Source organism: Cellulosimicrobium sp. TH-20, from assembly GCF_002105775.1.
Classification (GTDB): domain Bacteria; phylum Actinomycetota; class Actinomycetes; order Actinomycetales; family Cellulomonadaceae; genus Cellulosimicrobium; species Cellulosimicrobium funkei.
The window spans coordinates 3,015,959-3,042,578 of the sequence record NZ_CP020857.1; the positions used below are offsets into that span (position 1 = coordinate 3,015,959).

General features: G+C 75.0%; 26 protein-coding genes. 2 read left to right on the forward strand and 24 right to left on the reverse strand.

The features are described 5' to 3' along the window. Positions 1-10: 10 nt before the first annotated feature. From B8281_RS13350 to B8281_RS13430, 17 genes are all read right to left on the reverse strand, one after another. Complete coding sequence (locus B8281_RS13350) at positions 11-1,324, reverse strand: phosphopantothenate--cysteine ligase family flavoprotein (RefSeq protein ID WP_085387980.1); 1,314 nt, start codon at positions 1,322-1,324, stop codon at positions 11-13. 121 nt (positions 1,325-1,445) lie between these two features. After that, positions 1,446-1,724 (reverse strand): DNA-directed RNA polymerase subunit omega, encoded by a 279-nt coding sequence (rpoZ, locus tag B8281_RS13355; protein WP_031316460.1) that lies wholly within the window; start codon positions 1,722-1,724, stop codon positions 1,446-1,448. Between the two features lie 175 nt (positions 1,725-1,899). Then, a complete protein-coding gene (gene gmk / locus B8281_RS13360) occupies positions 1,900-2,511 on the reverse strand; it encodes a guanylate kinase (protein WP_198163233.1) in 612 nt (203 codons plus the stop codon). A gap of 103 nt (positions 2,512-2,614) precedes the next feature. Next, positions 2,615-2,926: an integration host factor, actinobacterial type gene (mihF, locus tag B8281_RS13365; protein ID WP_021482878.1), complete on the reverse strand. Its 312-nt coding sequence runs from the start codon at positions 2,924-2,926 to the stop codon at positions 2,615-2,617. A 266-nt stretch (positions 2,927-3,192) separates the two neighbouring features. Next, positions 3,193-4,068, reverse strand: coding sequence for a tyrosine-protein phosphatase (locus tag B8281_RS13370; RefSeq protein ID WP_034653072.1), 876 nt, complete (start codon positions 4,066-4,068; stop codon positions 3,193-3,195). An 89-nt stretch (positions 4,069-4,157) separates the two neighbouring features. Beyond that, positions 4,158-5,027, reverse strand: coding sequence for an orotidine-5'-phosphate decarboxylase (gene pyrF / locus B8281_RS13375; RefSeq protein WP_085387981.1), 870 nt, complete (start codon positions 5,025-5,027; stop codon positions 4,158-4,160). Continuing rightward, complete coding sequence (carB, locus tag B8281_RS13380) at positions 5,024-8,395, reverse strand: carbamoyl-phosphate synthase large subunit (RefSeq protein ID WP_034656344.1); 3,372 nt, start codon at positions 8,393-8,395, stop codon at positions 5,024-5,026. The genes pyrF and carB overlap by 4 nt, the downstream gene beginning before the upstream one ends. 2 nt (positions 8,396-8,397) lie before the next feature. Then, positions 8,398-9,636 carry a glutamine-hydrolyzing carbamoyl-phosphate synthase small subunit gene (gene carA, locus B8281_RS13385; RefSeq protein ID WP_076404893.1) on the reverse strand — a complete coding sequence of 413 codons (1,239 nt, stop codon included), beginning with the start codon at positions 9,634-9,636 and terminating at the stop codon, positions 8,398-8,400. Between the two features lie 44 nt (positions 9,637-9,680). Next, positions 9,681-10,379: a hypothetical protein gene (locus tag B8281_RS13390; RefSeq protein WP_051028380.1), complete on the reverse strand. Its 699-nt coding sequence runs from the start codon at positions 10,377-10,379 to the stop codon at positions 9,681-9,683. Beyond that, positions 10,376-11,737, reverse strand: a complete 1,362-nt coding sequence (locus B8281_RS13395; RefSeq protein ID WP_051028381.1) for a dihydroorotase — start codon at positions 11,735-11,737, stop codon at positions 10,376-10,378. Before B8281_RS13395 ends, B8281_RS13390 begins: the two co-directional genes overlap by 4 nt. Then, on the reverse strand, positions 11,734-12,825 hold the full coding sequence (locus B8281_RS13400; RefSeq protein ID WP_061267283.1) for an aspartate carbamoyltransferase catalytic subunit: 1,092 nt from the start codon (positions 12,823-12,825) through the stop codon (positions 11,734-11,736). The genes B8281_RS13395 and B8281_RS13400 overlap by 4 nt, the downstream gene beginning before the upstream one ends. Then, positions 12,822-13,505, reverse strand: a complete 684-nt coding sequence (gene pyrR / locus B8281_RS13405) for a bifunctional pyr operon transcriptional regulator/uracil phosphoribosyltransferase PyrR (protein WP_085387982.1) — start codon at positions 13,503-13,505, stop codon at positions 12,822-12,824. Before pyrR ends, B8281_RS13400 begins: the two co-directional genes overlap by 4 nt. Positions 13,506-13,684: 179 nt before the next feature. Next, on the reverse strand, positions 13,685-14,104 hold the full coding sequence (nusB, locus tag B8281_RS13410; protein WP_021482611.1) for a transcription antitermination factor NusB: 420 nt from the start codon (positions 14,102-14,104) through the stop codon (positions 13,685-13,687). Positions 14,105-14,137: 33 nt separating this feature from the next. Beyond that, positions 14,138-14,701, reverse strand: coding sequence for an elongation factor P (gene efp / locus B8281_RS13415; protein ID WP_021482610.1), 564 nt, complete (start codon positions 14,699-14,701; stop codon positions 14,138-14,140). A 107-nt stretch (positions 14,702-14,808) separates the two neighbouring features. Beyond that, positions 14,809-15,291, reverse strand: a complete 483-nt coding sequence (locus B8281_RS13420; protein WP_206153989.1) for a hypothetical protein — start codon at positions 15,289-15,291, stop codon at positions 14,809-14,811. Then, a complete protein-coding gene (locus B8281_RS13425) occupies positions 15,288-15,923 on the reverse strand; it encodes a hypothetical protein (RefSeq protein ID WP_085387983.1) in 636 nt (211 codons plus the stop codon). The genes B8281_RS13420 and B8281_RS13425 overlap by 4 nt, the downstream gene beginning before the upstream one ends. A 60-nt stretch (positions 15,924-15,983) precedes the next feature. Further along, positions 15,984-16,439 (reverse strand): type II 3-dehydroquinate dehydratase, encoded by a 456-nt coding sequence (locus B8281_RS13430; protein WP_043658422.1) that lies wholly within the window; start codon positions 16,437-16,439, stop codon positions 15,984-15,986. Between the two features lie 197 nt (positions 16,440-16,636). On the opposite strand from B8281_RS13430, the gene B8281_RS13435 reads away from it, so the two are divergent. After that, positions 16,637-17,404, forward strand: a complete 768-nt coding sequence (locus B8281_RS13435; RefSeq protein WP_085387984.1) for a glycerophosphodiester phosphodiesterase family protein — start codon at positions 16,637-16,639, stop codon at positions 17,402-17,404. 15 nt (positions 17,405-17,419) lie between these two features. Here B8281_RS13435 and aroB read toward each other — a convergent pair whose 3' ends face one another. The 3 genes from aroB to aroC are packed head-to-tail and all read right to left on the reverse strand — an operon-like array spanning position 17,420 to position 20,435. Then, entirely contained in the window at positions 17,420-18,595 is a 1,176-nt protein-coding gene (aroB, locus tag B8281_RS13440) for a 3-dehydroquinate synthase (protein ID WP_198163071.1), read from the reverse strand. Beyond that, positions 18,592-19,218 carry a shikimate kinase gene (locus tag B8281_RS13445; RefSeq protein ID WP_085387985.1) on the reverse strand — a complete coding sequence of 209 codons (627 nt, stop codon included), beginning with the start codon at positions 19,216-19,218 and terminating at the stop codon, positions 18,592-18,594. Before B8281_RS13445 ends, aroB begins: the two co-directional genes overlap by 4 nt. Further along, on the reverse strand, positions 19,218-20,435 hold the full coding sequence (gene aroC, locus B8281_RS13450) for a chorismate synthase (protein WP_085388771.1): 1,218 nt from the start codon (positions 20,433-20,435) through the stop codon (positions 19,218-19,220). Before aroC ends, B8281_RS13445 begins: the two co-directional genes overlap by 1 nt. Positions 20,436-20,605: 170 nt before the next feature. Between aroC and B8281_RS13455 the strand changes: the two genes are divergently transcribed. Then, entirely contained in the window at positions 20,606-21,316 is a 711-nt protein-coding gene (locus B8281_RS13455) for an A24 family peptidase (RefSeq protein ID WP_051028470.1), read from the forward strand. A 14-nt stretch (positions 21,317-21,330) separates the two neighbouring features. Here the strand turns inward: B8281_RS13455 and B8281_RS13460 are convergent, their stop codons facing one another. From B8281_RS13460 to alaS, 4 genes are read right to left on the reverse strand one after another with little or no spacing between them, the layout of a single operon-like run. Beyond that, entirely contained in the window at positions 21,331-22,209 is an 879-nt protein-coding gene (locus B8281_RS13460) for a shikimate dehydrogenase (RefSeq protein WP_034654987.1), read from the reverse strand. Further along, entirely contained in the window at positions 22,206-23,360 is a 1,155-nt protein-coding gene (gene mltG / locus B8281_RS13465; RefSeq protein ID WP_034654989.1) for an endolytic transglycosylase MltG, read from the reverse strand. Before mltG ends, B8281_RS13460 begins: the two co-directional genes overlap by 4 nt. Then, the gene (ruvX, locus tag B8281_RS13470) at positions 23,357-23,893 is read right to left on the reverse strand and encodes a Holliday junction resolvase RuvX (RefSeq protein ID WP_232322572.1); all 537 of its coding nucleotides are present in this window, start codon (positions 23,891-23,893) and stop codon (positions 23,357-23,359) included. Before ruvX ends, mltG begins: the two co-directional genes overlap by 4 nt. Then, positions 23,890-26,577, reverse strand: coding sequence for an alanine--tRNA ligase (gene alaS, locus B8281_RS13475; protein WP_085387986.1), 2,688 nt, complete (start codon positions 26,575-26,577; stop codon positions 23,890-23,892). Before alaS ends, ruvX begins: the two co-directional genes overlap by 4 nt. Positions 26,578-26,620 lie beyond the last annotated feature (43 nt).

Below are 26,620 nucleotides of genomic sequence, written 5' to 3' on the forward strand. Positions count from 1 at the left end.
GAGACGCGGGTCACTCGCCCGCCCCGGCCCGCTCGACCGACGGCGCCACGCGCGGCACGACGACGTCCCACACCGCGTCCGCGACCTCGCCCTTCGACCCGCTCGCCGTCGCGACGACGTCCCCCGCGCCGTCGACCACGGTCACGTCGTTCGCGTCGACCGCGAACCCGCGCCCCTCGCCCACGGCGTTGACCACGAGCAGGTCCGCGCCCTTGCGCCGCGCCTTGGCCCGGCCGTGGTCGAGCACGGACCCGTGCGCGTCACCGGTCTCCGCCGCGAAGCCGACCACCACCTGGCCGGGGCGCAGCCGGTCGCGGGCGAGCTCGGCGAGCACGTCCGGGTTCTCCACGAGCGCGATCGGCTCGGGCCCCTGGCCCGGCACCTTCTTGATCTTCGCGTCGGGCGCGTGGGCCGGGCGGAAGTCCGCGACGGCCGCCGCCATGACGACGACGTCCGCCCCGGCCGCCGCCGACCGCACCGCGTCGCGCAGCTGCGCCGTCGTCTCGACCTCCACCACGGCGTCGGGCACGCCCCCGGGCGCGCGCACGAGCGCGGCCACGTCCGGGGACAGGTTCGCGGCCACGAGCGTGACGTGCGCGCCGCGCGCCGCCGCGGCCCGCGCGAGCTCGACGCCCTGGCGCCCGCTCGACCGGTTGCCGATGAACCGCACCGGGTCGATCGGCTCGCGCGTCCCGCCCGCCGACACCACGACGCGCCGGCCCGCGAGATCCTGCGCGAGCCCGTGGTCCGGCCCGTGGCCCGGCTCCGCGCCCGCGTCGGCGGCGGTCGCGCGGGACGCGTCCTCCACGACGGCGAGCGCGACGCGCGCGATCTCGTCCGGCTCGGGCAGGCGCCCCGGCCCGGTGTCCGCCCCCGTGAGGCGGCCGGACGCCGGCTCGATCACGTGCACGCCCCGCGCCCGCAGCGTCGCCACGTTCGCGGCCGTCGCCGGGTGCTCCCACATCTCCGTGTGCATCGCGGGCGCCATGACCACCGGGCAGCGCGCGGTGAGCAGCGTCGAGGTCAGCAGGTCGTCCGCGCGCCCGGCCGCCGCGCGCGCCAGCAGGTCCGCCGTGGCAGGCGCCACGACCACGAGGTCGGCACCCTGGCCCAGCGCGACGTGCGGCACGTGCTCGACGTCCTCGAACACCTGGTCCGTGGCCGGCTCGCCCGACAGCGCCTCCCACGTGGGCGCGCCCACGAAGCGCAGGGCCGACGCCGTCGGCACCACCCGCACCCGATGGCCCTGCTCCCGCAGCAGCCGCAGCAGCAGCACGGCCTTGTACGCCGCGACCCCGCCGCTCACACCGAGCACGATCCGCATGTCGTTCCTCCTGGAGGTCCGGCTCAGACCCGCCGCCGACCGCGGCGGGGAAGGGGCCCGCGCACCCGGGCGCGGACGCACGAACGCCGCGCCCTCCGGTGGAGGTGCGCGGCGTGCGGGCTCAGGCCTCGGGGGCCTCGTCGGGCTCGGCCTCGATCGTCAGCAGGCCCGCGTTGATCTCGCGCATCGCGATCGAGAGCGGCTTCTCCTGGTTGCGCGTCTCGAGCAGCGGCCCGACGTTCTCCAGGAGGCCCTCGCTGAGCTGCGAGTAGTACGCGTTGATCTGGCGCGCGCGCTTGGCCGAGTAGATGACCAGCGCGTACTTCGAGTCGACGTGCTCGAGCAGATCGTCGATGGGCGGGTCGGTGATGCCCTCGGGGGCGGCGACGGTTCCGGACACAGTTCGCTCCGTGGGTTCAAGGGTCTGCAGCGGGCGCTGCAGCTGGTCGATAGCGGCGGCGCGCACGGCGCCCCCGTCCGGGACCGGGCGGCCGCGGCACCACGTCGCAGGACGGGCCGCCGACCGGGCCTCGGGCCCACGGGGGAACGCCCGCGCACGGGCACCGCAGGACAGTCTACTCGCTGTGCCCCTCGCCGTGCCCGGACGGCACGGGGGACGACGCCGGGGACGAGCCCTCCGCCGGGACGGGACGGGGCTCGAGCCCCATGACGCGCACCAGCTCGTCCGTCGCGCGGTGCACCTCGTCGTTGACGATGACGTGGTCGAACTCCGACTCCGCCGCGAGCTCGACCCGGGCCGTCGTCAGACGGCGCTCCCGCTCCTCCGCGTCCTCCGTGCCGCGGCCGACCAGGCGACGCACGAGCTCGTCCCAGCTCGGCGGCGCCAGGAACACGAACCGGGCCTCGGGCATCGACGCGCGGACCTGGCGCGCACCCTGGAGGTCGATCTCCAGGAGCGCCGGCACGCCCGCGGCGAGCTTCTCCTCGACCGCGCGCCGGGGCGTGCCGTAGCTGTTGCGCCCGTGCACGACGGCCCACTCCAGCAGCTCACGGTCCGCGACCATGCGCGCGAACTCGTCCGGGCCGACGAACAGGTAGTGCACGCCGTCCACCTCGCCCGGCCGCGGGTCGCGCGTCGTCGCCGACACGGACAACCACACCTCCGGGTAGCGGGCCCGGATGTCGGCCGACACCGTGCCCTTCCCGACGGCGGTCGGGCCGGCCAGGACGGTCAGGCGGGCGGGGCCGGGGACGACGGGCGGCGACGCCGGCCCCGTGGTCTCCCCGGCGGGGACGGACGGCGTCGGCTCGGACGGGTGCGCGGAAATGTCAGCCAAACCTCTCGATGAGGGCCGCGGACTGGTGGGGGCCGAGGCCGCGGACACGACGTGTCTCGGCGATCCCGATCTCCTCCATGATCGCCCGAGCCTTCACCTTACCCACGCCGGGCAGGGACTCCAGCAACGAGACGACCTTGAGCTTGCCGATCATGTCGTCCGTCTGGCCGCGCTCGATGACCTCCTTCAGGGAGCCCTGGGAGTACTTGAGCCGGTTCTTCACCTCGGCGCGCACGCGTCGTGCCTCCGCGGCCTTCTCGAGCGCCGCCGCGCGCTGTTCTGGGGTCAGGGGTGGAAGTGCCACGCAAGTCACCTACTCGTCGTCAGGCGGATGGGCCCACTCAGTCGTCCCGGCGTGCCCGCAGGTGGAGCCCCGACCGGGTGGATCACCCGGGCGACCTGCGCCGACGCACGGAGCCGACCCCTCGAAAGTAGCGAGCCTCGGGCGATCGGGCAACGACTGGGCATGGCGCGTCGTCCGCGGCCGTACGCGGGACGGTCTCCGCAACGGCCCCGGCGGCGGGCCCGGAACGACGGCGGAACGAGGGCGGAACGCGGATCGGGGGCGGCTCAGGACGCCACGAGGCGCGCCACGAGCGCGTCGCGCACCGCCGTCGTCACGCCGCACGCCACGAGGTAGTCGTCGATGCTCCCGTGCTCGCGCACCGCGAGCTCCCACGCGCCCTCCAGGTACGCGGGCTCGACGGTGAGGACCGGCGCCAGCGCCTCGGGCGACAGCCCCGGTAGCGGGGGCACGAGCGCGGCGAGCCCCTCGGCCGCCGCCGCGCTCGCGAGGTACTCGGCCATGCGCTCCTCCTCCGAGACCCCCGCGACGTACTGCACGAGGGCCACGACCCAGCCCGTGCGGTCCTTGCCCGCCGAGCAGTGCACGACGCTCGCGCCGTCGGCCGCGGCGACGTCCGCCAGGACGTGGCCGACCGTCTCCCGGATGCCCGGGTCCGTGACGAACGTCGCGTACACGCCGTGCATGAGGCGCCGCGCGACCGCGGCCGGGTCGTCGGCCGCGAGCAGGCCCGCGACGAGCGCCGCCGGGTCCGCCGAGGCGCCCGCGCCCGCTCCCCCGTCGACCAGGCCCGGCGTCGGGTCCATGCCCCGGCGCAGCACGCGTACGCCGCCCGGGACGGCGTCCGCGCCGTCGCGCGCGAGCTCGTCCCCGCCGCGCAGGTCCACGACCGTCCGCACGTCCAGGTCGACGAGCGCGGCCTGGCCCGCGGGGGTGAGCCGGGACAGGCTCGCCGTGCGCAGCAGCACGCCCGTCCGCAGCGGCTCGTCGTGACCGGCCGGCACCGCCCGACCGCCCACGTCGCGCGCGTTCCACGTGCCCGGCACGTCCAGGGCACCCGGCACGGCTCCCGGCGGGGGCAGCTCCGGAGGCGTACCGGCAGCGGTCGGGGCGGGGTCGGTCGTCTCGTCGCGGGAGGTCATGGGCGCAGTCTGGCACGCGACCGCGGGGCACGACGGCGACCGGGCCGGCACCCGCGAGGGTGCCGGCCCGGTCCCGGGAGGTGCGGGGCTCAGCCGCGCAGGGCCTGCGCCGCCTCGTCCGTGGCGGCGCGGGCCGCCGCGCGCAGCGCGTCCGCGTCCGGCCCGGCGCGCAGCACCCCGCGCGACGACGACGCGAGCACCTGGCGCCGCGCGTCGCCGAACACCGCGGCGAGCTCGGCCGCGCCCGCGCCCTGCGCGCCCACGCCGGGCGCCAGGAGCGGCCCGCGCACGGCCGCGAGGTCCGTGCCGGTGCGCGCCGCGGCGTCCGCGATCGTCGCGCCCACCACGAGCCCGACCGGCCCGAGCGCGTCGCCCGCGGCGACGACCGGGGCGTTCACCTGGGCCGCCTCGCGCGCGACGTGCGCCGCGACGGACTCCACGCCCGCCCCGGCGCCCCGGCGCGCGTGCTGCACCTCGGCGCCCTCGGGGTTCGACGTCAGGCAGAGCACGAACAGGCCGCGCCCCGTCTCCAGCGCCGCGTCCACCGCGGGCTGCAGCGATCCGAACCCCAGGTACGGCGACACGGTCAGCGCGTCCGCCGCGAGCGGCGAGCCGTCGCGCAGGTACGCGTCGGCGTACGCGGCCATGGTCGAGCCGATGTCGCCGCGCTTGGCGTCCATGATCGTCAGCGTCCCGGCGGCACGGGCCGCCGCGAGGACCTCCTCGAGCGCCGCGACGCCGCGCGACCCGTGGCGCTCGAAGAACGCCGACTGCGGCTTGACCGCGGCCACGCGGCCCCCGACCGCCTCGACGACCCGCAGGCCGAACTCGCGCAGCCCGGAGGCGTCGTCGGGCAGGCCCCAGTCCGCGAGCAGGCCCGGGTGCGGGTCGATGCCCACGCACAGCGGCCCGTGGTCCGCCGTCGCCGCCGCGAGGCGCGCGCCGAAGCCCGCGCTCACGCACCCACCCGCTCCGCGGCGGGAGCGGGCAGCTCGACGCCGTCGGTCAGGCCCTCGCCCGCCATGTGCTCTTGGAGGCTCGCGACCGCGAACGGCCCCGCGAGGACCGCCTCGATGCCCTGCACCGCGGCGGCGAGCTGGTCGACCGTCGTCGCGATCGGCTTGTCGGCCGCCGTCGTGGCCGCGCGGATCTCGTAGCCGTCGGCGCGCGCGCCCTGCCCGGACGGCGTGTTGATGACCATGTCCACCTCGCCGGCCGTGATGAGGTCGACGATCGTCGGCTCGCCGTCCGCCCCGCGGCCCGCGGAGAACTTGCGCACCACGCGCGACGCGATGCCGTTGCGGCGCAGCACGCTCGACGTGCCGTCCGTCGCGAGGATCTCGAAGCCGAGCTCCGCGAGGCGCTTGACCGGGAAGACGATCGAGCGCTTGTCGCGGTCCGCGACCGAGACGAACACGCGGCCCGACGTCGGCAGCCCGCCGAACGCGGCGGCCTGCGACTTGGCGAACGCGTGCGGGAAGTCGCGGTCGAAGCCCATGACCTCGCCCGTCGAGCGCATCTCCGGGCCGAGCACCGTGTCGACCACGACGCCGTCCGCGGTGCGGAAGCGCTTGAACGGCAGGACCGCCTCCTTGACCGCGATCGGCGCGTCGAGCGGGAGCGTGCCGCCGTCGCCCTCGGCGGGCAGCACGCCCGCGGCGCGCAGCTCCGCGATCGACTCGCCCGCCATGACGCGCGCCGCGGCCTTCGCGAGCGACGTGCCCGTCGCCTTCGAGACGAACGGCACCGTGCGCGACGCGCGGGGGTTGGCCTCCAGGACGTAGAGCACGTCGGAGACGAGCGCGTACTGCACGTTGAGCAGGCCGCGCACGCCGACGCCCTTCGCGATGGCCTCGGTCGAGCGGCGGATGCGCTCGATCTCCTGCTCCGAGAGCGACACGGGCGGCAGGACGCACGCCGAGTCGCCCGAGTGGATGCCCGCCTCCTCGATGTGCTCCATCACGCCGCCGAGGAAGAGCTCGGTGCCGTCGTAGAGCGCGTCGACGTCGATCTCCATGGCGTCGTCGAGGAACCGGTCGATGAGCAGCGGCGCGGGCAGCGTCCCGGCCGTGCGGTCCTCCGCCGCGGCCGCCACGAGGGCGCGCTCGACGTAGCCCGTGAGTTGCTCGGCCGAGTACACGATCTCCATGCCGCGCCCGCCGAGCACGTAGGACGGGCGCACGAGCACCGGGTAGCCGATGCCGGCCGCGACGTCCTTCGCCTCGTCCAGCGAGCGCGCCGTGCCGAACGCCGGGGCGGGCAGGCCCGCCTCGACGAGCACGCGGCCGAACTCGCCGCGGTCCTCCGCGGCGTCGATCGCCTCGGGGCTCGTGCCGAGGATCGGCAGGCCGGCGTCCGCGAGGCGCTGCGCGAGCGCGAGCGGCGTCTGACCGCCGAGCTGGACGATGATGCCCTTGACCGGTCCCGCGGCGAGCTCCGCCTGGTAGACCTCGAGCACGTCCTCGAACGTCAGCGGCTCGAAGTAGAGGCGGTCGGACGTGTCGTAGTCGGTCGAGACCGTCTCCGGGTTGCAGTTGACCATGACCGTCTCGTAGCGCTCGCGCAGCGTGAGGGCCGCGTGCACGCACGAGTAGTCGAACTCGATGCCCTGGCCGATGCGGTTCGGGCCCGAGCCGAGAATGATCACGGCCTCGCGCTCGCGCGGGGCGACCTCGGTCTCCAGGTCGTACGACGAGTAGTGGTACGGCGTGCGGGCGGCGAACTCGGCCGCGCACGTGTCGACCGTCTTGTAGACGGGCCGGACGCCGAGCGCGTAGCGGACCTCGCGCACGGTCGCCTCGCCCGCCGGGCCCATGCCGCGCAGGCGCGCGACCTGCGCGTCGGACAGGCCGTGCTTCTTCGCCTCGCGCAGCACGTCCTCCGTGAGCGCGGGCGCGTCGGCGACGGCCGCCGCGACCTCGTTGACCAGCTGGATCTGGTCGAGGTACCACGGGTCGATCTTCGTGGCCTCGAACACCTGCTCCACGCTCGCCCCGGCGCGCAGCGCCTGCTGGACGCCGATGATCCGGTTCTCCGTGGGGCGCGCGATGCGCACGAGCAGCTCGTCGAGCTCCGCGCCGGAGACGGGCTCGCCGTCCCAGTGGAAGACCGAGCCGCCCTTGTCGATCGAGCGCAGCGCCTTGCCGAGCGCCTCGGTGAAGTTGCGCCCGAGCGCCATCGCCTCGCCGACCGACTTCATGGTCGTCGTGAGCGTCGGGTCCGCGGCCGGGAACTTCTCGAACGCGAACCGCGGCACCTTGACGACCACGTAGTCGAGCGTCGGCTCGAACGAGGCCGGCGTGACCTGCGTGATGTCGTTGGGGATCTCGTCGAGCGTGTAGCCGACGGCGAGCTTCGCCGCGATCTTCGCGATGGGGAACCCGGTCGCCTTGGACGCGAGCGCGGACGACCGCGAGACGCGCGGGTTCATCTCGATGACGATGACGCGGCCCGTGTCCGGGTCGACGGCGAACTGGATGTTGCAGCCGCCCGTGTCGACGCCGACCTCGCGGATGACGGCGATGCCGATGTCGCGCAGCTTCTGGTACTCGCGGTCGGTGAGCGTGAGCGCGGGCGCGACCGTGATCGAGTCGCCCGTGTGCACGCCGACGGGGTCGACGTTCTCGATCGAGCACACGACCACGACGTTGTCGTTCTTGTCGCGCATGAGCTCGAGCTCGTACTCCTTCCAGCCGAGGATCGACTCCTCGAGGAGCACCTCCGTCACCGGGGAGTAGTGCAGGCCCTGGCCGACGATGCGGCGCAGCTCGTCCTCGTCGTACGCGAAGCCCGAGCCGAGGCCGCCCATCGTGAACGACGGGCGCACGACCATCGGGTAGCCGAGGTCGCCCGCGGCCGCGATCGCCTCGTCGACCGTGTGGACGATGACCGAGCGCGCGGACTCGCCGCCGCACGTCTCGACGACGTCCTTGAACTGCTGACGGTCCTCGCCCTTCTGGATCGCCGCGATGTTCGCGCCGATGAGCTCGACACCGTACTCGGCGAGGACGCCCGCCTCGTCGAGCGCGATCGCCGCGTTGAGCGCCGTCTGACCGCCGAGCGTCGGCAGCAGCGCGTCGGGGCGTTCCTTGGCGATGATCGACGTGAGGACCTCGGTCGTGATCGGCTCGACGTAGGTCGCGTCGGCGAACTCGGGGTCGGTCATGATCGTCGCCGGGTTCGAGTTCACGAGGACGACCCGCAGGCCCTCCTCCTGGAGCACGCGACACGCCTGGGTGCCGGAGTAGTCGAACTCGCACGCCTGGCCGATGACGATCGGGCCGGACCCGATGACCAGGACGCTGGAGATGTCGGTTCTGCGAGGCACGGTCAGCTCTCCTTGGTGGTCTGCTCGACGGCGTCGGAGCCCGCGCCCGCCGCGCCGGCGGCGCGACGCGACGTCATGAGCTCGACGAAGCGGTCGAAGAGGTACGCGGCGTCGTGGGGGCCGGCCGCGGCCTCGGGGTGGTACTGGACGGAGAAGGCGGGCAGGTCGAGGCACTCGAGCCCCTCGACCACCTGGTCGTTGAGCCCGACGTGGGACACGACGACGCGCCCGTAGCGGCCGCCGTCGTGCGGGGCGACGGACTCGCCGTCGAGCGGCGCGTCGACCGCGAACCCGTGGTTGTGCGCCGTGACCTCCACCTTGCCGGTGCGGCGGTCCATGACGGGCTGGTTGATGCCGCGGTGGCCGTAGGCGAGCTTGTACGTGCCGTAGCCGAGCGCGCGCCCGAGGATCTGGTTGCCGAAGCAGATGCCGAAGAACGGCGTGCCGCGGTCCAGGACGTCGCGCAGCAGCTCGACCTCGTGGGTCGCGGCGCTCGGGTCGCCCGGGCCGTTGGAGAAGAAGACGCCGTCGGGCGCGTACGCCTCGATGTCCGCGATCGTCGAGGCCGCGGGCACCACGTGCACGCGCACGCCGCGCTGGGCGAGACGCTGGGGCGTCATCGACTTGATGCCGAGGTCCACGGCGACGACGGTAGCGACGGGCTCGCCGTCCGGCGTCGTGCCCTCGAAGGGCTCGACGACGTACGCCGTGTCGGTGCTCACCTCGCGGGCGAGGTCGGCGCCGGCCATCGCGGGCGCCGCCTTCACCTCGGCCACGAGGTCCTCCACGGTGCGCGGGTAGCCGTCGCGCACGAGCGCGTCGCCGGAAAAGATGCCCGCGCGCATCACGCCGAGCTCGCGCAGGTGGCGCGTGAGGGCGCGCGTGTCGACGTCGCTGATGCCGACGACGCCCTGGGCCGCGAGCTCCTCGTCGAGGGTGCGCTGCGCGCGCCAGCTCGACGCGCGACGGGCCGCGTCGCGCACGACGTACCCGGCGACCCAGATCTTGCCGGACTCCGGGTCCTCGTCGTTGACGCCCGTGTTCCCGATGTGGGGGGCCGTCATGACGACGATCTGCCGGTGGTAGGAGGGGTCGGTGAGGGTCTCCTGGTAGCCGGTCATGCCGGTGTTGAAGACGATCTCGCCGACGGTCGTGCCGCGCGCGCCGTACGCGCGGCCGGGCTGCACGGTGCCGTCCTCGAGGACGATCAGGGCCCGGTCGGGGGCGGGTGCGCCGGTCACCGAGGTGACTGCGGTCGGTGAGCTCACTGCGTTCGCTGAGGCGGTCAAGGTGCTTCCTCGTCGTTCTCGTCGGTGCCGGGTGCCGCGCTCTCGCGCGTCGGCGCCGGGCCGTCCTGGTCGGTGGGTGCGTCGGTGGCGCTGCTCGGCGCCCCGGTTCGTCGTTCGCGGGTGCCGTCGCCGCCCGCGTCCCGGGGGCGGCCGGCGAGGTCGCGCACGGCCTCCAGGAGACGCGGGACGTCGTGGTCGTGGCGCGGCATGAGGCCGGTGTCGAGCCGCACCTCGGGGTGCGGCGGGGCCTCGGGGGCGTCGGCCGGGACCGGCTCGGCGGGGACGGACCACGTCACCACGACGATGGCTTCCTTCCCGACGAACTTCCCCGCCATGCCCGGGGTGAGCGCCACGTCCTCGACGGCCGCGGCGGGGACCCACACGTCGTCGGCGCCGCGGCGCGCGACGTGCAGGCCGGCGTCGTGCACGGTGACCTGGGCCTGCGCCCGGTCGCCGAGGCCGTGGGCGCCGACGCGCGCGAGCCAGTCGCCCGCGAGCGTGCTCGACACGTACAGCGCGTCGAGCGGGCCGAGCACGACGCCGCCGCGCGCGGCCTCCGCCGGCACGGCGGGCGGCGTCGGGACGAAGCCCGCGGAGCGGCGCACGAGCCGGCGACGGCCGACGAGCACGAGCGTCAGCAGGACGACGCCGAGCACGATCCAGATCCCGGCCGCGACGGGCTGCGGCAGGTTCACGCCCCCACCCCCCGACCGGCCGCGACCGCCTCGACGGGCGCGCCGTCGAGCACGGTGGCCCGGCCCCGCAGGAACGTCGCGACGACCGCACCGGGCAGCTCGCGGCCCTGGAAGGGCGTGTTGGTGCTCGCGGTGGCCTGCCCGGCCCCGTCGACCACGCGCCGCGCGGCCGGGTCGACGAGCGTGACGTTGGCAGGCTCGCCGACCTCGAGCGGGCGGCCCTGGGCGCGCTCCCCCGTGTCGATGCGGCCGATGCGCGCGGGCGCGCTCGACAGCACGCGAGCGACGTCGGCCCACGTCATGCGGCCCGTGTCGACCATGGTCTGCTGCACGACGCTCAGCGCCGTCTCGAGGCCCGTCATGCCGAACGCGGCCGCGGCCCACTCGCAGTCCTTGTCCTCGCGCGCGTGCGGCGCGTGGTCGGTCGCGACGATGTCGATCGTGCCGTCGGCGAGGCCCTCGCGCACCGCCTCGACGTCCGCGGCCGTGCGCAGCGGCGGGTTGACCTTGAACGTCGGGTCGTAGCCGCGCGCCAGGTCGTCCGTGAGCACGAGGTGGTGCGGCGTGACCTCGGCCGTGACGTCGATCCCGCGGCCCTTGGCCCAGCGGACGATCTCGACCGAGCCGGCGGTCGAGAGGTGGCACACGTGCAGGCGCGAGCCCACGTGCTCCGCGAGGAGCACGTCGCGCGCGATGATCGCCTCCTCGGCGACCGCGGGCCAGCCCGCCAGGCCGAGCTCCGCCGACACGACGCCCTCGTTCATCTGGGCGCCCTCGGTGAGGCGAGGCTCCTGCGCGTGCTGGGCGACGACGCCGTCGAACGCCTTGACGTACTCGAGGGCGCGGCGCATGAGGATCGGGTCGTCGACGCACTTCCCGTCGTCCGAGAACACCCGCACGCGGGCCGCGGAGTCGGCCATCGCGCCGAGCTCGGCGAGCTGCTCGCCCGCGAGCCCGACGGAGACGGCGCCCACGGGGTGCACGTCGACCCAGCCCGCGTCGCGCCCGAGACGCCACACCTGCTCGACGACGCCCGCGGTGTCCGCGACCGGGGTCGTGTTCGCCATCGCGTGCACGGCCGTGAAGCCGCCCGCCGCCGCGGCGCGGGTGCCGGACGCGATCGTCTCGGCGTCCTCGCGCCCCGGCTCGCGCAGGTGGGTGTGCAGGTCGACCAGCCCGGGCAAGGCGACGAGGCCCGTCGCGTCGACGACGACGGTGCCGTCGTCGTCCGCGGCGCGCGCGGCGCCGACCGGGGCGAGCTCGGCGACCACGCCGTCCGCGAGGACGAGGTCGACGGGGTCGCCGCCCAGCGGGCGCGCGCCGCGCAGGACGTACGTGGTGGTTGCGGCGCTGCTCACGAGGCGGAGACCCTTTCGACGGCGGGGACGGGCTGGGCGGAGGGCAGGGGCGCGGCCGACGCCGCGGCGTCGGCCTCGTCGCTGCCCGCGAGGAGGAGGTAGAGCACGGCCATGCGCACGGCGACGCCGTTCGCGACCTGCTCGACGATCACCGCGCGCGGCGAGTCCGCCGCCTGCGCGGAGATCTCGAGGCCGCGGTTCATGGGGCCGGGGTGCAGGACGACGGCGTGCTCGGCGAGGAGCCCGAGGCGCCGAGCGTCGAGCCCGTACTTGCGGCTGTACTCGAGCGGGTTCGGGAAGAAGGCCCCGCCCCCCGCGCCGGCGCCGCTCATGCGCTCGCGCTGCACGCGCAGCATCATCACGGCGTCGGGGCCGCCGTGCGCCGTGTCTCCCGCGAGGGCCGCGTCCAGGTCGTAGGAGACCTCGCACGGCCACGTCTGGACGCCGACCGGCAGGAGCGTGGGCGGCGCGACGAGCGTCACGCGGGCCCCGAGCGTGTGCAGCAGGTGGACGTTCGAGCGCGCGACCCGCGAGTGCAGCACGTCGCCGACGATCGCGACGTGGCGCCCGTCGAGGCCCGCGCCGCGCGCCGCGGCGTCGTCGGGACCGCTCGCGCCCGGCGACGTCAGGCCCGTCCCGGTGAGGTGGCGGCGCAGCGTGTACGCGTCGAGGAGCGCCTGCGTCGGGTGCTGGTGCATGCCGTCGCCCGCGTTGACCACGGCCGCGTCGAGCCAGCCCGCGTGCGCGAGCAGGTGCGGGGCGCCCGACGCCTGGTGCCGCACGACGACCGCGTCCGCACCCATCGCCTGGAGCGTCAGCGCGGTGTCCTTGAGCGACTCGCCCTTGGACACGCTCGACCCCTTGGCCGAGAAGTTGATGACGTCCGCGGACAGCCGCTTCGCGGCGGTCTCGAAGGAGATGCGCGTGCGCGTGGAGTCCTCGTAGAAGAGATTGACGACCGTGCGACCGCGCAGCGTCGGGAGCTTCTTGATCTCGCGGGACTGCGTCGCGGCCATCTGGGCGGACGTGTCGAGGATGCGGATCGCGTCGGCACGCCCGAGGTCCTGGGTCGAGAGCAGGTGCCTCATGCGCGGGCCTCCCCGTCCTCGGAGGAGCCCGGCTGCGCAGCAGCGGGCCGGATGACCACCGCGTCGGCGGACGCGTCGCCCGCCGCGGGAGCGCCGTCGATCTCGGCGAGGCGCACGCTCACGCGCTCGGACGTCGACGTGGGCAGGTTCTTGCCCACGAAGTCGGGGCGGATCGGCAGCTCCCGGTGGCCGCGGTCGACGAGCGCCGCGAGCTGCACCGCGCGCGGGCGGCCGAGGTCGCTGATCGCGTCGAGCGCGGCCCGGATCGTGCGGCCGGAGTACAGGACGTCGTCGACGAGGACCACGACCTTGCCGTCGATCCCCGACGCGGGCAGGCGCGTCGCGCCGATCGTGCGCGTCGGGTGACGGTGCAGGTCGTCGCGGTACATCGTCACGTCGAGCTCGCCGACGATCGCGTGCGGGTCGGGCGCGCCGTCTGCCTCGATCGCGGCGAGACGCTCGGCGAGCCGGGCCGCGAGCGGGACGCCGCGCGTCGGGATGCCGAGGAGGACGAGGTCGTGGGCTCCCTTGTTGCGCTCCACGATCTCGTGGGCGATGCGCGTCAGCGCGCGGGAGATGTCCGCCGCCGTGAGGACGACGGTCCCGGCGGTCGGACCCGTCTCGGGGTCGGACCCCGGCCGGGGTGCGGATGGTGTGGGCACAGCAGCGCCAGAGCTCATGTCCGGCGACCTCCTTCCCCGCCTCACAGGACGGGCCTTAAAGGATGTCTGACGGTCACCCACCCTACCGCCGGTGGTCCGGCGGCCGGGTGCGCGTCCCGCCCGGTGGGACGCGGCGTCGGTCACACCCGTGACCGACGCCGCGCGAGGCGGCGCCCGGCCGCGGCCGGGCGCCGCGGTCAGGCCGTGATCGTCGGCTTCATCTCGACGATGCGCGCGAGCAGCCCGTTGACGAACGACGGCGAGTCGTCGGTCGACAGGGAGCGCGCGAGGTCGACGGCCTCGTCGATCGCGACGACGTCCGGGACGTCGTCGTTGAAGAGGATCTCCCAGCCGCCGATGCGCAGCAGCGCCCGGTCGACGGCGGGCATGCGCTCGAGCGTCCACCCGTGGGAGTACGTCTCGAGCAGCTCGTCGATGCGCTCGCGGTGGGCGAGCACGCCCTCGACGATGTCGACCGCGTACTGCGGCAGCGCGGTCTGCGCCGTCCCGGGGTCGGCGACGCGCTCCGCGAGGAGGGTCGTCGGGTCCACGTGACGCTGCTCCGCCTCGAAGAGGACGTCGAGCGCGCGCTTGCGCGCCTTGGTGCGTGCGGCCATGTCAGTCCGTCGTCTGTCCGTCGGTGCCGGCGGTCAGTCGTTCACGCGGCCGAGGTACGACCCGTCACGCGTGTCGACCTTGACCTTGGTGCCCTGCTCGAGGAAGAGCGGGACCTGGATCTGCGCGCCCGTCTCGAGCGTCGCGGGCTTGGTGCCGCCCGTCGAGCGGTCGCCCTGCAGGCCCGGCTCGGTGTACGTGATCTCGAGGACGACCGAGGCGGGCAGCTCGATGTAGAGCGGCTGGCCGTCGTTCGACGCGATGAGCACGTTCTGGTTCTCGAGCATGTAGTCCTTGGCGTCGCCCACGATCTCGGCACCGACCGTGATCTGGTCGTACGTCGAGGTGTCCATGAACACGTAGTCCGCGCCGTCCTGGTACAGGTACTGGAAGTCACGGCGGTCGACGTTGGCGGTCTCGATCTTGAGGCCGGCGTTGAACGTCTTGTCGATCGTCTTGCCCGTCATGACGTTCTTGATCTTGGTGCGGACGAACGCGCCACCCTTGCCGGGCTTGACGTGCTGGAACTCGATCACGGTCCACAGCTGGCCGTCGAGTCGCAGCACGGTGCCGTTCTTGATGTCGTTGGTGGTCGCCACGTTCGTCTTCCTGTCGGAGGGTCAGCGGTCCCGTCGACGCGCTGCCGCGTGCCGGGACGGCACGACGGGGCCACGAGAGCGGGATGCGGAAATGGGCCTTGACGATCTTACCGGAGCGCGGCGAGGACCGCGTTCGCCACGACGCCCAGGGTCGCCGCCCAGCACATCGAGGCGAGCGTCCCGATGACGAAGCGCTCCGACGCGACGGGGTGCTCACGCAGCTCGGGGTAGCGGCCCAGGCCCTTGATCGCGACGACGAAGGCGATGCCGCCCGGCTCGCCCGCGAGGAGGCAGCCGGTGATCGCGAACCGCTCGAGGATCCCGATCCACGTCCCGCCGCGCAGGGCCTTGACGGCCTCCGTCCCGATCGGCCCCGTCGTCGGAGGGGGCGGCGGGGGCACCGGGACGGCCGCCGGGTCCGCCGGGGCACCACGCCGCGGCCGGCCGGCGCGGCCCGGGGCGGCGGAGCCGCCCGCACGCGCCGCCGCGCGCAGGACCCCCTGGGTCACGGGGCCGCCGCCGAGGACGCTCGCGGCGAGCGCGACCACCCAGACGAGCACCACGAGCACGACCGTCACCGGGTCCGTCACGCCTTCTCCTCCTGCCGATCCGCCGGCGGCCCCTCGTGGAGCTCGCCCAGCAGCCTCGCGACCACGGGCCGCGCCGCCGCCTCCTCGGGCCACAGCGCGGTGCGCAGCCGCTGGCTGACCGCCTGCTCGGACACGCCGAGCGCGCGAGCCACATCCTTCTGGGTCCCACCCACACGCGCCAGCGCGTCGACGGCCTCCCACCCGGGCGCGGTGCGCCGGTCCACGACGGCCGCGAGGAGGCGCAGGAGCGCCTCGACCTCCGCGGCGCGCGCCGCGGGCTCCCCGCGAACGGCGACGGGCGCCGTGGCCGCGCGCGACTTCGCCTGCTCGACCGCCTCGCGGGCGCGCACGAACGCCGTGCCCGACGCCTCGCGCGAGACCGCGGGCAGCGGCTCGTCGACCGGCCCGACGCCGAGGCCGACGCTCCAGCCGCCGTCGCGCAGGAGGTCGAGCACGACCTCGACGACGGCCTCCGGGTCGTCGAGGACACCCTGGACCTCGTCGCCGACCGTCCGGGCGAACGGGACGACGACGCCGCGGCCCGCCAGCATCTCGTCGAGCCGCGCGAGCACCTCGGGGACGCGGTCGGGACGACCTGTGCTCCCCCGCTGGTCGACAGTCAGTACGTACATGACATCAAGGCTAGACCCTTGTTCGTCGACCATCAAGCCCTGAGGCTTGATCAGGGCAGATCAGGCCTGGCTCGCGCGCAGGCGCGCGGCGACGGCCTCGAGCGCGAGCCGGTAGGAGTCGAACCCGAAGCCCGCGACCGTGCCGGTCGCGACCGCCCCCACGACGGAGTGGCTGCGGAACGCCTCGCGCGCCGCCGGGTTGCTGAGGTGGACCTCGACCAGCAGCAGGCCGGACGTCGTGACCTGCGCGGCGGCGTCGCGCACCGCGTAGGAGTAGTGCGTGAACGCGGCCGGGTTGAGCACGACGTGGGCCCGCGCGTCGACGGCCTCGTGCAGCCAGCCGACGAGCTCGGACTCGTCGTCGGTCTGCCGCACGTCGACGGCGAGGTCGAGCGCGCTCCCCCACGTCGTCGCCGACTCGCGGAGGTCCGCCATCGAGGCCGAGCCGTAGATCTCCGGCTCGCGCACGCCGAGCCGGCCGAGGTTGGGTCCGTTGAGGACGAGCACGCGTTCCATGGCGCCCGAGCCTAGCCGTGCCGGAGCGAGCGACGGCGACACGTCCGGGGCCGCTCCCGACGGGCGACGGATCACGGCCTCGGGCAGGCTGGCGGGGTGACCCTCAGCGCTGCCCGCCCCCGACCTCCGGCACGGCACCCGCACCTGCGCTCCGCGCCCGTCCCCGCGCCGTCCGGCGCGCGTCCGCGGACAGCAGCATGAGCGCGACGCGCTACCTCGACGCCCCGTTCGCGGCGCTCGCGCACCGCGGCTTCTCGCGCGACGGCCTGGAGAACTCGATGGCGGCGTTCGCGGCGGCCCGCGAGCTGGGGCTCCGGTACGTCGAGACGGACGCCCACGCGACGTCGGACGGCGTCGCCGTGGCGCTCCACGACGCCTCGCTGGACCGGACGACCGACGCGCGCGGCCTGGTCGCCGACCTCCCGTGGCGCACGGTGCGCACCGCCCGGATCGGCGGTCGCGAGCCGGTACCGTCGCTGGAGGATGTCCTCGGGACGTGGCCGGACCTCCGCGTGAACGTCGACGTCAAGTCGGCCGCGGCGGCCGAGCCCGTCGCGCGCGCGATCGAGCGCACGCGCACGCACGACCGCGTGTGCGTCGCGTCGTTCGCCGCGTCGCGGCGAGAGGCGACCGTGGCGCGGCTCTCGCGCCCCGTGACCGTGTCCGGCGCGCGAGGCGCGGTCGTGGGCATGCTGCTCGCGGGGCGCGCGCGGGCGGACGCGCTCGCTCGCCTCGCGGCCCGCTCGGTCGACTGCCTCCAGGTGCCGGTGCGCGAGGGCTGGGTCCGGGTCGTGGACTCGGCGTTCGTGCGGGCCGCGCACCGGGCCGGCGTCGCGGTGCACGCCTGGACGGTCAACGACGCGCCGACGATGCACCGGCTGCTCGACCTCGGGGTCGACGGGATCGTCACCGACCGCTCGGACGTGCTGCGCGACGTGCTCCGCGGCCGGGGGCTCTGGGCCTGACCCGCCGAGGATCCGTCAGAGGGCGATCGGCCCCCGGCCCACCGGCGCGTCCGCCGCGACCTCCGCGTAGGCCGCGGCGAGGAGCGTCGGGTCCGGGCCCTCGAGGCGCGTCGGGCGGGCGACGTCGTCGAGCACGACGAAGCGCAGGAGGTCGCCGCGCGACTTCTTGTCGCGGCGCATCGCGGACAGCAGCTGCTCCCACCGGTCGCCCCGGTAGGTGAGGGGCAGCCCGAGCGAGCCGAGGATCGCGCGGTGGCGATCGACGACCGCGTCGTCCAGCTTCCCGGCGAGGCGCGAGAGCTCGGCGGCGAACACCATGCCGACGGAGACGGCCGCGCCGTGGCGCCACTGGTAGCGCTCGGTGAGCTCGACGGCGTGGCCCAGCGTGTGGCCGTAGTTGAGGATCTCGCGCAGCCCGGCCTCCTTGAGGTCCTCCCCCACGACGCGCGCCTTGACCGCGACCGAGCGCTCGACGAGCTCGGCGACGACGGCCCAGGTCTCGTCTGCCGTCGGCCGGGTGCCCCATGCGGCGAGCGCGTCGGCGTGCGCCTCGACGAGATCGAGGATGCGCTCGTCCGCGATGAACCCCGTCTTGACGACCTCCGCGAGCCCCGCGACGAAGTCCCAGCGCCCGAGCGACTCCAGGGCCGCGAGGTCGCACAGGACGCCCGCCGGCGGGTGGAACGCGCCGACGAGGTTCTTGCCCTCGGCAGTGTTGATGCCGGTCTTGCCCCCGACCGCGGCGTCGACCATCGCGAGGAGCGTCGTCGGCACGTGCACCACGCGGATGCCGCGCAGCCACGTCGCGGCGACGAAGCCGCCGAGGTCCGTCGTCGCGCCGCCGCCGACCGTGACGACCGCGTCCGTGCGCGTGAAGTCCAGCTGCCCGAGCACGCCCCACAGGAATGCGGCCACCTGAGCGGTCTTGGCCTCCTCGGCGTCCGGCACCTCCGCGACGTATGCCTCGTAGCCCGACGCCTTGAGGTCCTCGTGGACGACCTCGGCCGTCGCGGCGAGGGCCGCGGGGTGCACGACGAGCACCCGGCGTACCGAGTCGCCGAGCATCGCGGGCAGCTCGCCGAGCAGGTGGCGCCCCACGACGACGTCGTACGGCTGCTCGCCCGCGACCCGCACGCGCGTCGGCGCGGCAGCGGCCGGGTCCTGGGCGGGGGTGGTGGCGTCGGGGGTCACGCGTTCTCCTGTTCGACCGGGGTGCCGGCGGGGTCGGCCGGCGCGGGTGCGGGCGTCGTGCGCCCCGGGGTGCCGGGCACGGCGTCGCCCGCGAGGAGCCCGCGGATCTCGCGCGCGACCTGGGCGGGCGTGCGCGCGTCGGTGACGACGTGCAGCGTCGAGACGCGCTCGTAGACGGGGCGACGCGCCTCCATGAGGGCGGCCCAGCGCGCCCGCGGGTTGCCGAGCAGGAGCGGGCGCGCCTGGTTGAGGCCGACGCGCGGCGCGGCGTGCGCGAGGCTCACGTCGAGGAACACGACCGTCCCGCCCGCGGCGACGTACGCCGCGAGCGCGGTCTGCGTGTGCTCGTCGAGCACCGCGCCGCCGCCCAGGGCGAGGACGCCGTCGTGCGTCGCGAGCGCGGTCGTCACGGCCTCACGCTCCAGCTCGCGGAAGTGCGGCTCGCCGTGGTCGACGAAGATGTCCGCGACCGGCTTCCCGGCCGTGGTCTCGACGTCGACGTCCGTGTCGCGCTGCGCGAGGCCGAGCAGCTCGGCCAGGTGGCGCGCGACGGTCGACTTCCCGCTGCCGGGCGGGCCGACCAGCACGACGACCGGGCGGGTCCCCGGGGCGACGGGCGTCATCAGCGCTGCAGCTCGGGGATCGCGGCGAGGTACGCCTCGGCGTTCCGGCGGACCTCCGCGACGGAGTCGCCGCCGAACTTCTCGAGCGCCTGCTCGGCGAGCACGAGCGCGACCATCGCCTCGGCGACGACCGCCGCGGGCGGGACCGCGCACACGTCGGAGCGCTGGTGCTGGGCCTTGGCGACGTCGCCGGTGACGACGTCGACCGTCGCGAGCGCGCGCGGCACCGTCGAGATCGGCTTCATGGCGGCGCGCACGCGCACCACCTCGCCGTTCGACATGCCGCCCTCGACGCCGCCGGCGCGGTTGCTGCGACGGTGGATGCGGCCGTCGGCGCCGCGCTCGATCTCGTCGTGCGCGGCGGACCCGCGGCGGCGCGCGGTGCGGAAGCCGTCGCCGACCTCGACGCCCTTGATCGCCTGGATCCCCATGAGGACGGCGGCGAGGCGCGCGTCGAGGCGACGGTCGCTCTGCGCGTAGGTGCCCAGTCCGGAGGGGACCCCGTACGCGAGCACCTCGACGACGCCGCCGAGGGTGTCTCCCGCCTTCTGGCACTCGTCGATCTCCGCGACCATGGCCGCGGCGGCGTCCGGGTCGAAGCAGCGCACCGGGTCGGCGTCGAGCGCGGCGACGTCGTCGGGGCCGGGCACCGGCGCGTCCTCGGGGACCTCGACCGGCCCGATCGCGACGACGTGCGACACGAGCCGGACGCCGAGCGCCTGCTCGAGGAACTTCGCCGCGGCCGTGCCGAGCGCGACGCGCGTCGCCGTCTCGCGCGCCGAGGCGCGCTCGAGCACGGGGCGCGCGTCCTCGAAGCCGTACTTGCGCATGCCGACGAGGTCGGCGTGCCCCGGGCGGGGCCGGGTGAGCGGGCGGTTGCGCGCGATCTCCCGGACGTCGCCCGTCCCGGCGTCGACGAGCAGGGCCTCGGGCGGCACCGGGTCGGACGACATGACGTCGACCCACTTGGGCCACTCGGAGTTCGCGATCTCGATGGCCAGCGGCCCGCCCTGGGTCACGCCGTGGCGCAGGCCGCCGAGGACGCGCAGCTCGTCCTGCTCGAACTTCTGCCGCGAACCGCGGCCGTACCCGAGGCGGCGGCGCGCGAGCGCGGCGCGCACGTCGTCCGTCGTGAGCTCGACGCCCGCGGGCAGCCCGTCGAGGATCCCGACCAGGGCCTCACCGTGCGACTCACCCGATGTCAACCAACGCAGCATGATCGCCATCCTCCCACGTCGGCGCGCCCGTCCCGGCGGGCGCCCGCAGTACGGACCGACGGCGGTCGAGGGCTGCTGAGCTGACGCCGCGGCCCGCGCCGTGCCCGCCGACGCGGCGGTCTGTGGACGACGACGTCCCACGTCGCCGCGCGCGCGCTACGGTGCCTCGCATGGTCCAGCAGGGGGACGGGACGAGGCACGCCGCGGCATCGCTCCGCGGGTCGGGTGACGACGAACCGGACGAGGCACGGGAGGCCGTGGTCACCGCGGGTGCGCCGAGGTCGTGGGGACGACGCCGTCGCGCCGACCTCGCTCGCGAGCTCCGGGTCGCGGGCCGGGCGGGTGGAGCGCTCGCGCTGCTCGCGGCGCTGGCCGCGGCGTGGTGGTCGGGCCCGTCGTGGGCGACGCCCGCCCTCGTGGTCGTTGCCGCGGCCGGTGCGCTGCTCGCCGTGGTCGACGCACGCACCTATCGCCTGCCGGACGTGATCGTGCTCCCGACGGGGGTCGCGGTCGTCGTGCTGCTCGCGGTCGCGTCGCTCGCGGCGGGCGACGGGGAGCCGCTCGTCCGCGCGCTCGCCGGGGGCGCCGTGGGCTTCTGCGCCTACGCCGCGCTGCGGCTCGCGCACCCGCCCGGGCTGGGGTTCGGCGACGTGAAGCTCGCCGGCACGCTCGGCACCCCGCTCGCGTGGCTGGGGTGGGCCGAGCTCGTCGCCGGGCTCCTCCTGCCGTTCCTGCTCGGCGGGGCGTGGGCGCTCGGGCTGGTGATCTCGCGGCGCGCTCGCCGCGACACCGCGGTGGCCTTCGGCCCCTTCATGGTGCTCGGCGCGGGCGTCGCTGCCGGCTGGGGGCAGACGACGACCGGCGCGGTCCTCGGCGGCTGAGCGCCCCGGCGGGCTCAGACCGGGGCGCCGAGCGCGGAGCCGAGCGCGCGGTCCATCGTCGCCAGCGGCGCCGTCCTGCCCGTCATGAGCCGCACCTGCTCGGCCGCCTGGTGCAGGAGCATGCGCTCGCCGCCGACGACGGTGCCGCCGCCCGCGGTCCAGGCGACGGACAGCGCGGTGGGCCGGGGGTCGTAGACGACGTCGAGGAGGACCCCGCCGGGCGTCGCCCCGGCCCGGGACAGCGCGTCCGCCACCGGGTCGGCGGCACGCGACGGCAGGGTCGCAACGACGGCGTCCGTGCCGGCGAGGCGGTCGAGGAGCGCGGGCGACGCCGGGTCCAGCACCTCGAACCGCGGCTCGACGCCCATCCGGTGCGCGGCGCGCTGGAGACTGCCCGTGCGCCCGAGCGAGCGCACGAGGACGGTCGGCGCCGCGCAGCCCAGCTGCGCGAGCGCGGCGAGCGTCGAGGCGGCGGTCGCCCCGGCGCCCAGCACGACGGCGGAGCGCACCTCCCGCTCCCCCAGTCCTTCGCGCAGCGCCGCCACGAGGCCGTGCACGTCGGTGTTCGTCCCGACGAACGTCGGTCGCGTCCCGCCCGTGGGCTGCACCACGAGCGTGTTGACCGCCCCGACGACGTTCGCGAGCGGGTCGACGTGGTCCAGCAGCGGGATCACGGCGTGCTTGAGCGGCATGGTGAGGCTCAGACCCGCCCACGAGGCGTCGAGGCCGTTGACGAAGGCCGGGAGCTGCTCCTCGGTCGTGTCGATCGCCTCGTACGACCACCCGTCCAGCCCGAGCGCGTCGTACGCGGCACGGTGCAGCACCGGGGACAGCGAGTGCGCGACGGGGTGACCGAGGACGGCCGCCCGTCGCGGCGGGCGCGTCGCGCTCACCCCTCGTTCTCCTCCAACCACTGCCGGTACTCCTGCTTGAACTGCTCGAACTCCGCGTACTTGTCGGTGAACTTCGTCTCTCCGGTGTCCAGGTTCACGGTGACGTACCAGAGCCACGGACCCTCCGGCGCGTTGAGGACGGCCTCGACGCTCTCCCGGCTCGGGCTCCCGATCGGGGTCGGGGGCAGCCCCTTGTGGACGCGCGACGCGTACGGGAGGTCGGGATTCTGGAACTCCTCGGTCGTGATCTGGCCGGCCGGCTTGCCCAGCCCGTAGACGTCGATCGCGTCCATGCCGAGCGGCATGCCGTCCTCGATGCGGTTGTAGATCACTCGAGCGACCTTCTGCCGCTGCTCCGCGTTCTTGCCCTCCCACTCGACGATCGACGCCATCGTGAGCACCTCTTGGAAGCGCTCGGGCGCGACGCCGAGCTCGGCGAGCTCGCTCGTGGTCTGGCTCACCATGCCCTGGATGATCCCCGTGGCGGTGACGTCGCCCGGCTCGAGGACGTACGTCGTCGGGTAGAGCCAGCCCTCGTAGTTGCCGTTCGCCTCGGCGGGCAGCCCCGTGGCGGCGGTGTCGGCCATGGCCGCCTCGAACTCCGCGACGGAGATTCCCGTGACGGAGGACGACCGCTCGAGGATCTGCTTGACGGTGTAGCCCTCGGGGATCGTGATCTTCGTCTCGACGCGCGAGTCGTTCGCCACGAGACGCGCGACGGCGTCCTTCGCGGACATCCCGAGGAGCAGCGTGTGCGTGCCCGGCTGGATCTTGCCGGCGTTCGGGTTCTCCTCGAACGCGCTGGCGAACGCCGCGGAGCTCGCGACGACGCCCGCCTCGGTGAGCACGGCCCCCATGTCGCGGCCCGTGGACCCGGGCTCGATCACGACGTCGACGGGCTCGGTCCCCGGGCCGTCGAAGTCCTTCGCCTCGAGCGGGTTCGCGAACCCGAAGAGGTCGGAGGCGTTGTTGAGCAGGAGGTAGCCCGCTCCGCCCACCACGAGGAGCGAGACGAGCAGGACCACGAGGGCCCGGCGGCGCCGGCGCTGGCGTCGCTTCTTCGCGGCCCGGCGCGCGCGCTGCTCGGCGCGCGAGGAGCGCGCGGGCTGCTGCTCGCCCTGGACTGCGGGCCGTTCGAACAGGTCGGTCACGGTCGGTGGTCTCCTGTCGGGTCTACAGGTTCTCCGGCGCGCACCCCCGCGCCCCGCTCGGCCTCGAGAGCGGATTGCAGAATGATAACGGCGGCGGCCTGGTCGACGACGCTCCGGTGCTTGCGCCCGGCGCGTCCCGACGCGTGCAGCGCCTGGTGGGCGCTGACGGTCGTCATCCGCTCGTCGACGAGGTGCACCGGCACCGGTGCGACGACGCGAGCCACCGCACCAGCGTACGCCCGCGCGCCCTGGGCGGCGGCGCCCTCCCCGCCCGAGAGGTGCCGCGGCAGGCCCACGTACACGACCTGGGCGTTGCGCTCGTCGACCTCGGCCGCGATGCGGGCGACGTCGGCGGGGACCGCCGCGCCGCCGCGGGTGTCGCGCGCGAGGGTCTCGACGGGGGTCGCGACGAGCCCGTCGGGGTCGCTCGCAGCCAGGCCGACGCGGACGCTGCCCACGTCGACGCCGAGGCGCGCCCCCCGCGGGAGGGGGGCGCGCCCGTCGTCGGCGGGCTGCACGGGCAGGCCGGTCACGCGCCGGCCGCGGCGCCGTCGCGCACGCCCCGGAGGGCGGCGGGCAGCGCGGACACGTCCGTGCCGCCGCCCTGGGCCATGTCGTCCTTGCCGCCGCCACCGCCGCCGAGCGTCTGGGCCGCGGCCTTGGCGAGCACGCCGGCGCGCAGCCCGGCCGCGCGCGCGGAGGCGTTCGTCACGACGACGACCTGCGGGCGGCCCTTGGCGACGCCGCCGACGGCCACGACCGCAGGCTCCGCCTCGCCGAGCCGGCCGCGCACGTCGAGCGCGAGCGCGCGCAGGTCGTCCGCGGACGCGACCTCGCCGGCGTCGTGCACGACGACGCGCGTGCCGCCCACGAGCTCCGCCCCGGTGGCGAGCGTGCCGGCCGCCGCGAGGAGCTGCGCCTGCCGGAGCTGGGCGAGCTCCTTCTCGGCGTCGCGCAGGCGCGACACGAGCGTGCTCACGCGGTCGGGCAGCTCCTCGGTCCGCACGTTGAGCAGGCCCGTGAGCTGGCCCACGAGCGCGTGCTCCTTCGCCTGGAAGCCGTACGCGCCGTCCCCGACGAGCGCGTCGACGCGCCGCACGCCCGAGCCGATCGACGACTCGCCAAGCAGCGTGACGAGGCCGAGCTGGCCCGTGCGCTGCACGTGCGTGCCCGCGCAGAGCTCGCGCGACCAGTCGCCGCCGATGGAGACGACACGCACGGTGTCGCCGTACTTCTCGCCGAACAGCGCCATCGCCCCCAGGGCGCGCGCCTCGGTGATCGGCATGAGCTGGTCGGTGACCTCGAGGTTCTCCTGGAGCTGGGTGTTGACCCGCTCCTCGATCTCCGAGAGCGCGCCCGAGGGCACGGCGGACGAGCGGCGGAAGTCGAAGCGGATGCGGCTGGGCGCGTTCTCCGACCCGGCCTGCGTCGCGTCCTTGCCGAGCGACTCCTGGAGCGCCTTGTGGATCATGTGCGTCGCCGAGTGGGCGCGGCTGATCGCCTTGCGGCGGTCGCGGTCGATCGTCGCGGTTCCGGGGTCGCCGAGCGCCGCGGTGCCCTCGACCAGGCGGCCGCGGTGCACCGACAGGCCCTTGATGGGGCGCTGCACGTCGTCGACCTCGATGGTCGCGCCGCCGTCGAGCACGATCGTGCCGTGGTCGGCGAGCTGGCCACCGGCCTCCGCGTAGAACGGGGTGCGGTCGAGCACGACCTCGACGTCCGCCGGGGCCGTCGCGGCCGGGGCGGGGACGCCGTCGACCAGCAGGCCGGCGACGCGCACCGCCGCGGACGACTCGGTGTACCCGAGGAACTCCACGGGCGCCGCGAGCTCGGACGCGAGCGACTCGTACGCGGCCGTGTCGACGCCGCCGGAGCGCTTCGCGAGCGCGTCGGCGCGCGCCCGCTGGCGCTGCTCGGTCATGAGCGCGCGGAACGCCTTCTCGTCGACCTGGACGCCCTGCTCGGCGGCCATCTCAAGCGTGAGGTCGATCGGGAAGCCGTAGGTGTCGTGCAGCGCGAACGCCTGGTCGCCGCCGAGCAGCGGCGTCCCGCCCGAGCCGGCCGCGGCCTTCGCCCGCGACACGGCGGTGTCGAGGATCGTCGTGCCGGCCGTGAGCGTGCGACGGAACGCGTCCTCCTCGGTGTAGGCGACGTCGGAGATGCGCGCGAAGTCCGTCGCGACCTCCGGGTACGACGGCGCCATCGCGTCGCGGCTCACCGGGAGCAGCGCGGGCATGGCGCGGTCCTCGACGCCGAGCAGGCGCATCGCGCGCACCGAGCGGCGCAGCAGACGGCGCAGCACGTAGCCGCGGCCCTCGTTGGACGGGCGCACGCCGTCGCTCATGATCATGAGCGCCGAGCGGACGTGGTCGGCCACGACGCGCATGCGGACGTCGTCCTCGTGGTTCGCGCCGTAGCGCTTGCCCGAGAGCGCCTCGGCCGCGGTGATGACGGGGAACACCTCGTCGATCTCGTAGAGGTTGTCCTTGCCCTGGAGCAGGTAGGCGACGCGCTCCAGGCCCATGCCCGTGTCGATGTTCTTGCGCGCGAGCTCCGAGACGATCCGGAACTCCTCCTTGGACTTCACGTCGTCGATCGCGTACTGCATGAAGACGAGGTTCCAGATCTCCAGGTAGCGGTCCTCGTCGACGACGGGGCCACCCTCCTGGCCGAACTCCGGACCGCGGTCGATGTAGATCTCCGAGCACGGGCCCGCGGGGCCGGGCTGGCCCGTGGACCAGTAGTTGTCCTTCTTGCCGCGGGCCTGGATGCGCTCGTCCGGCAGGCCGGCGATGCGCTTCCAGAGCTGCCGCGCCTCGTCGTCGTCGTGGTAGACGGTGACCCACACGCTCTCGGGGTCGAAGCCGTACTTCCCCTCCTCGCGCGCGCCCGTGACGAGGTCCCAGGCGTAGGTGATCGCGCCTTCCTTGAAGTAGTCCCCGAACGAGAAGTTGCCGTTCATCTGGAAGAACGTGCCGTGACGCGTCGTCTTGCCGACCTCGTCGATGTCGAGGGTGCGCACGCACTTCTGGACGCTCGTCGCGCGGTCCCACGGCGGGGTCTGCTCCCCCGTCATGTACGGGATGAACGGGACCATGCCCGCGATGGTGAACAGCGTGGACGGGTCCGGGGAGACGAGCGACGCCGACGGCACGACGGTGTGGTCGCGGTCGGCGAAGTAGTCGAGCCAGCGCTTGCGGATCTCGGCGGTGCGCATGATGTCCTTCGGAAAGAGGTCGGTGGTCGTGCGGGGTGGTGCG

What these genes read in the sequence shown, in the direction of transcription:
- B8281_RS13400 (WP_061267283.1), bottom strand. Translation starts at nt 12,825, where the DNA reads ATGAGGCACCTGCTCTCGACCCAGGACCTCGGGCGTGCCGACGCGATC.
- pyrR (WP_085387982.1), bottom strand. Translation starts at nt 13,505, where the DNA reads ATGAGCTCTGGCGCTGCTGTGCCCACACCATCCGCACCCCGGCCGGGG.
- B8281_RS13435 (WP_085387984.1), top strand. Translation starts at nt 16,637, where the DNA reads ATGAGCGCGACGCGCTACCTCGACGCCCCGTTCGCGGCGCTCGCGCAC.
- B8281_RS13370 (WP_034653072.1), bottom strand. Translation starts at nt 4,068, where the DNA reads ATGACCTCCCGCGACGAGACGACCGACCCCGCCCCGACCGCTGCCGGT.
- B8281_RS13350 (WP_085387980.1), bottom strand. Translation starts at nt 1,324, where the DNA reads ATGCGGATCGTGCTCGGTGTGAGCGGCGGGGTCGCGGCGTACAAGGCC.
- nusB (WP_021482611.1), bottom strand. Translation starts at nt 14,104, where the DNA reads ATGGCCGCACGCACCAAGGCGCGCAAGCGCGCGCTCGACGTCCTCTTC.
- B8281_RS13425 (WP_085387983.1), bottom strand. Translation starts at nt 15,923, where the DNA reads ATGTACGTACTGACTGTCGACCAGCGGGGGAGCACAGGTCGTCCCGAC.
- B8281_RS13455 (WP_051028470.1), top strand. Translation starts at nt 20,606, where the DNA reads ATGGTCCAGCAGGGGGACGGGACGAGGCACGCCGCGGCATCGCTCCGC.
- B8281_RS13430 (WP_043658422.1), bottom strand. Translation starts at nt 16,439, where the DNA reads ATGGAACGCGTGCTCGTCCTCAACGGACCCAACCTCGGCCGGCTCGGC.
- aroC (WP_085388771.1), bottom strand. Translation starts at nt 20,435, where the DNA reads ATGCTGCGTTGGTTGACATCGGGTGAGTCGCACGGTGAGGCCCTGGTC.
- alaS (WP_085387986.1), bottom strand. Translation starts at nt 26,577, where the DNA reads ATGCGCACCGCCGAGATCCGCAAGCGCTGGCTCGACTACTTCGCCGAC.
- B8281_RS13445 (WP_085387985.1), bottom strand. Translation starts at nt 19,218, where the DNA reads ATGACGCCCGTCGCCCCGGGGACCCGCCCGGTCGTCGTGCTGGTCGGC.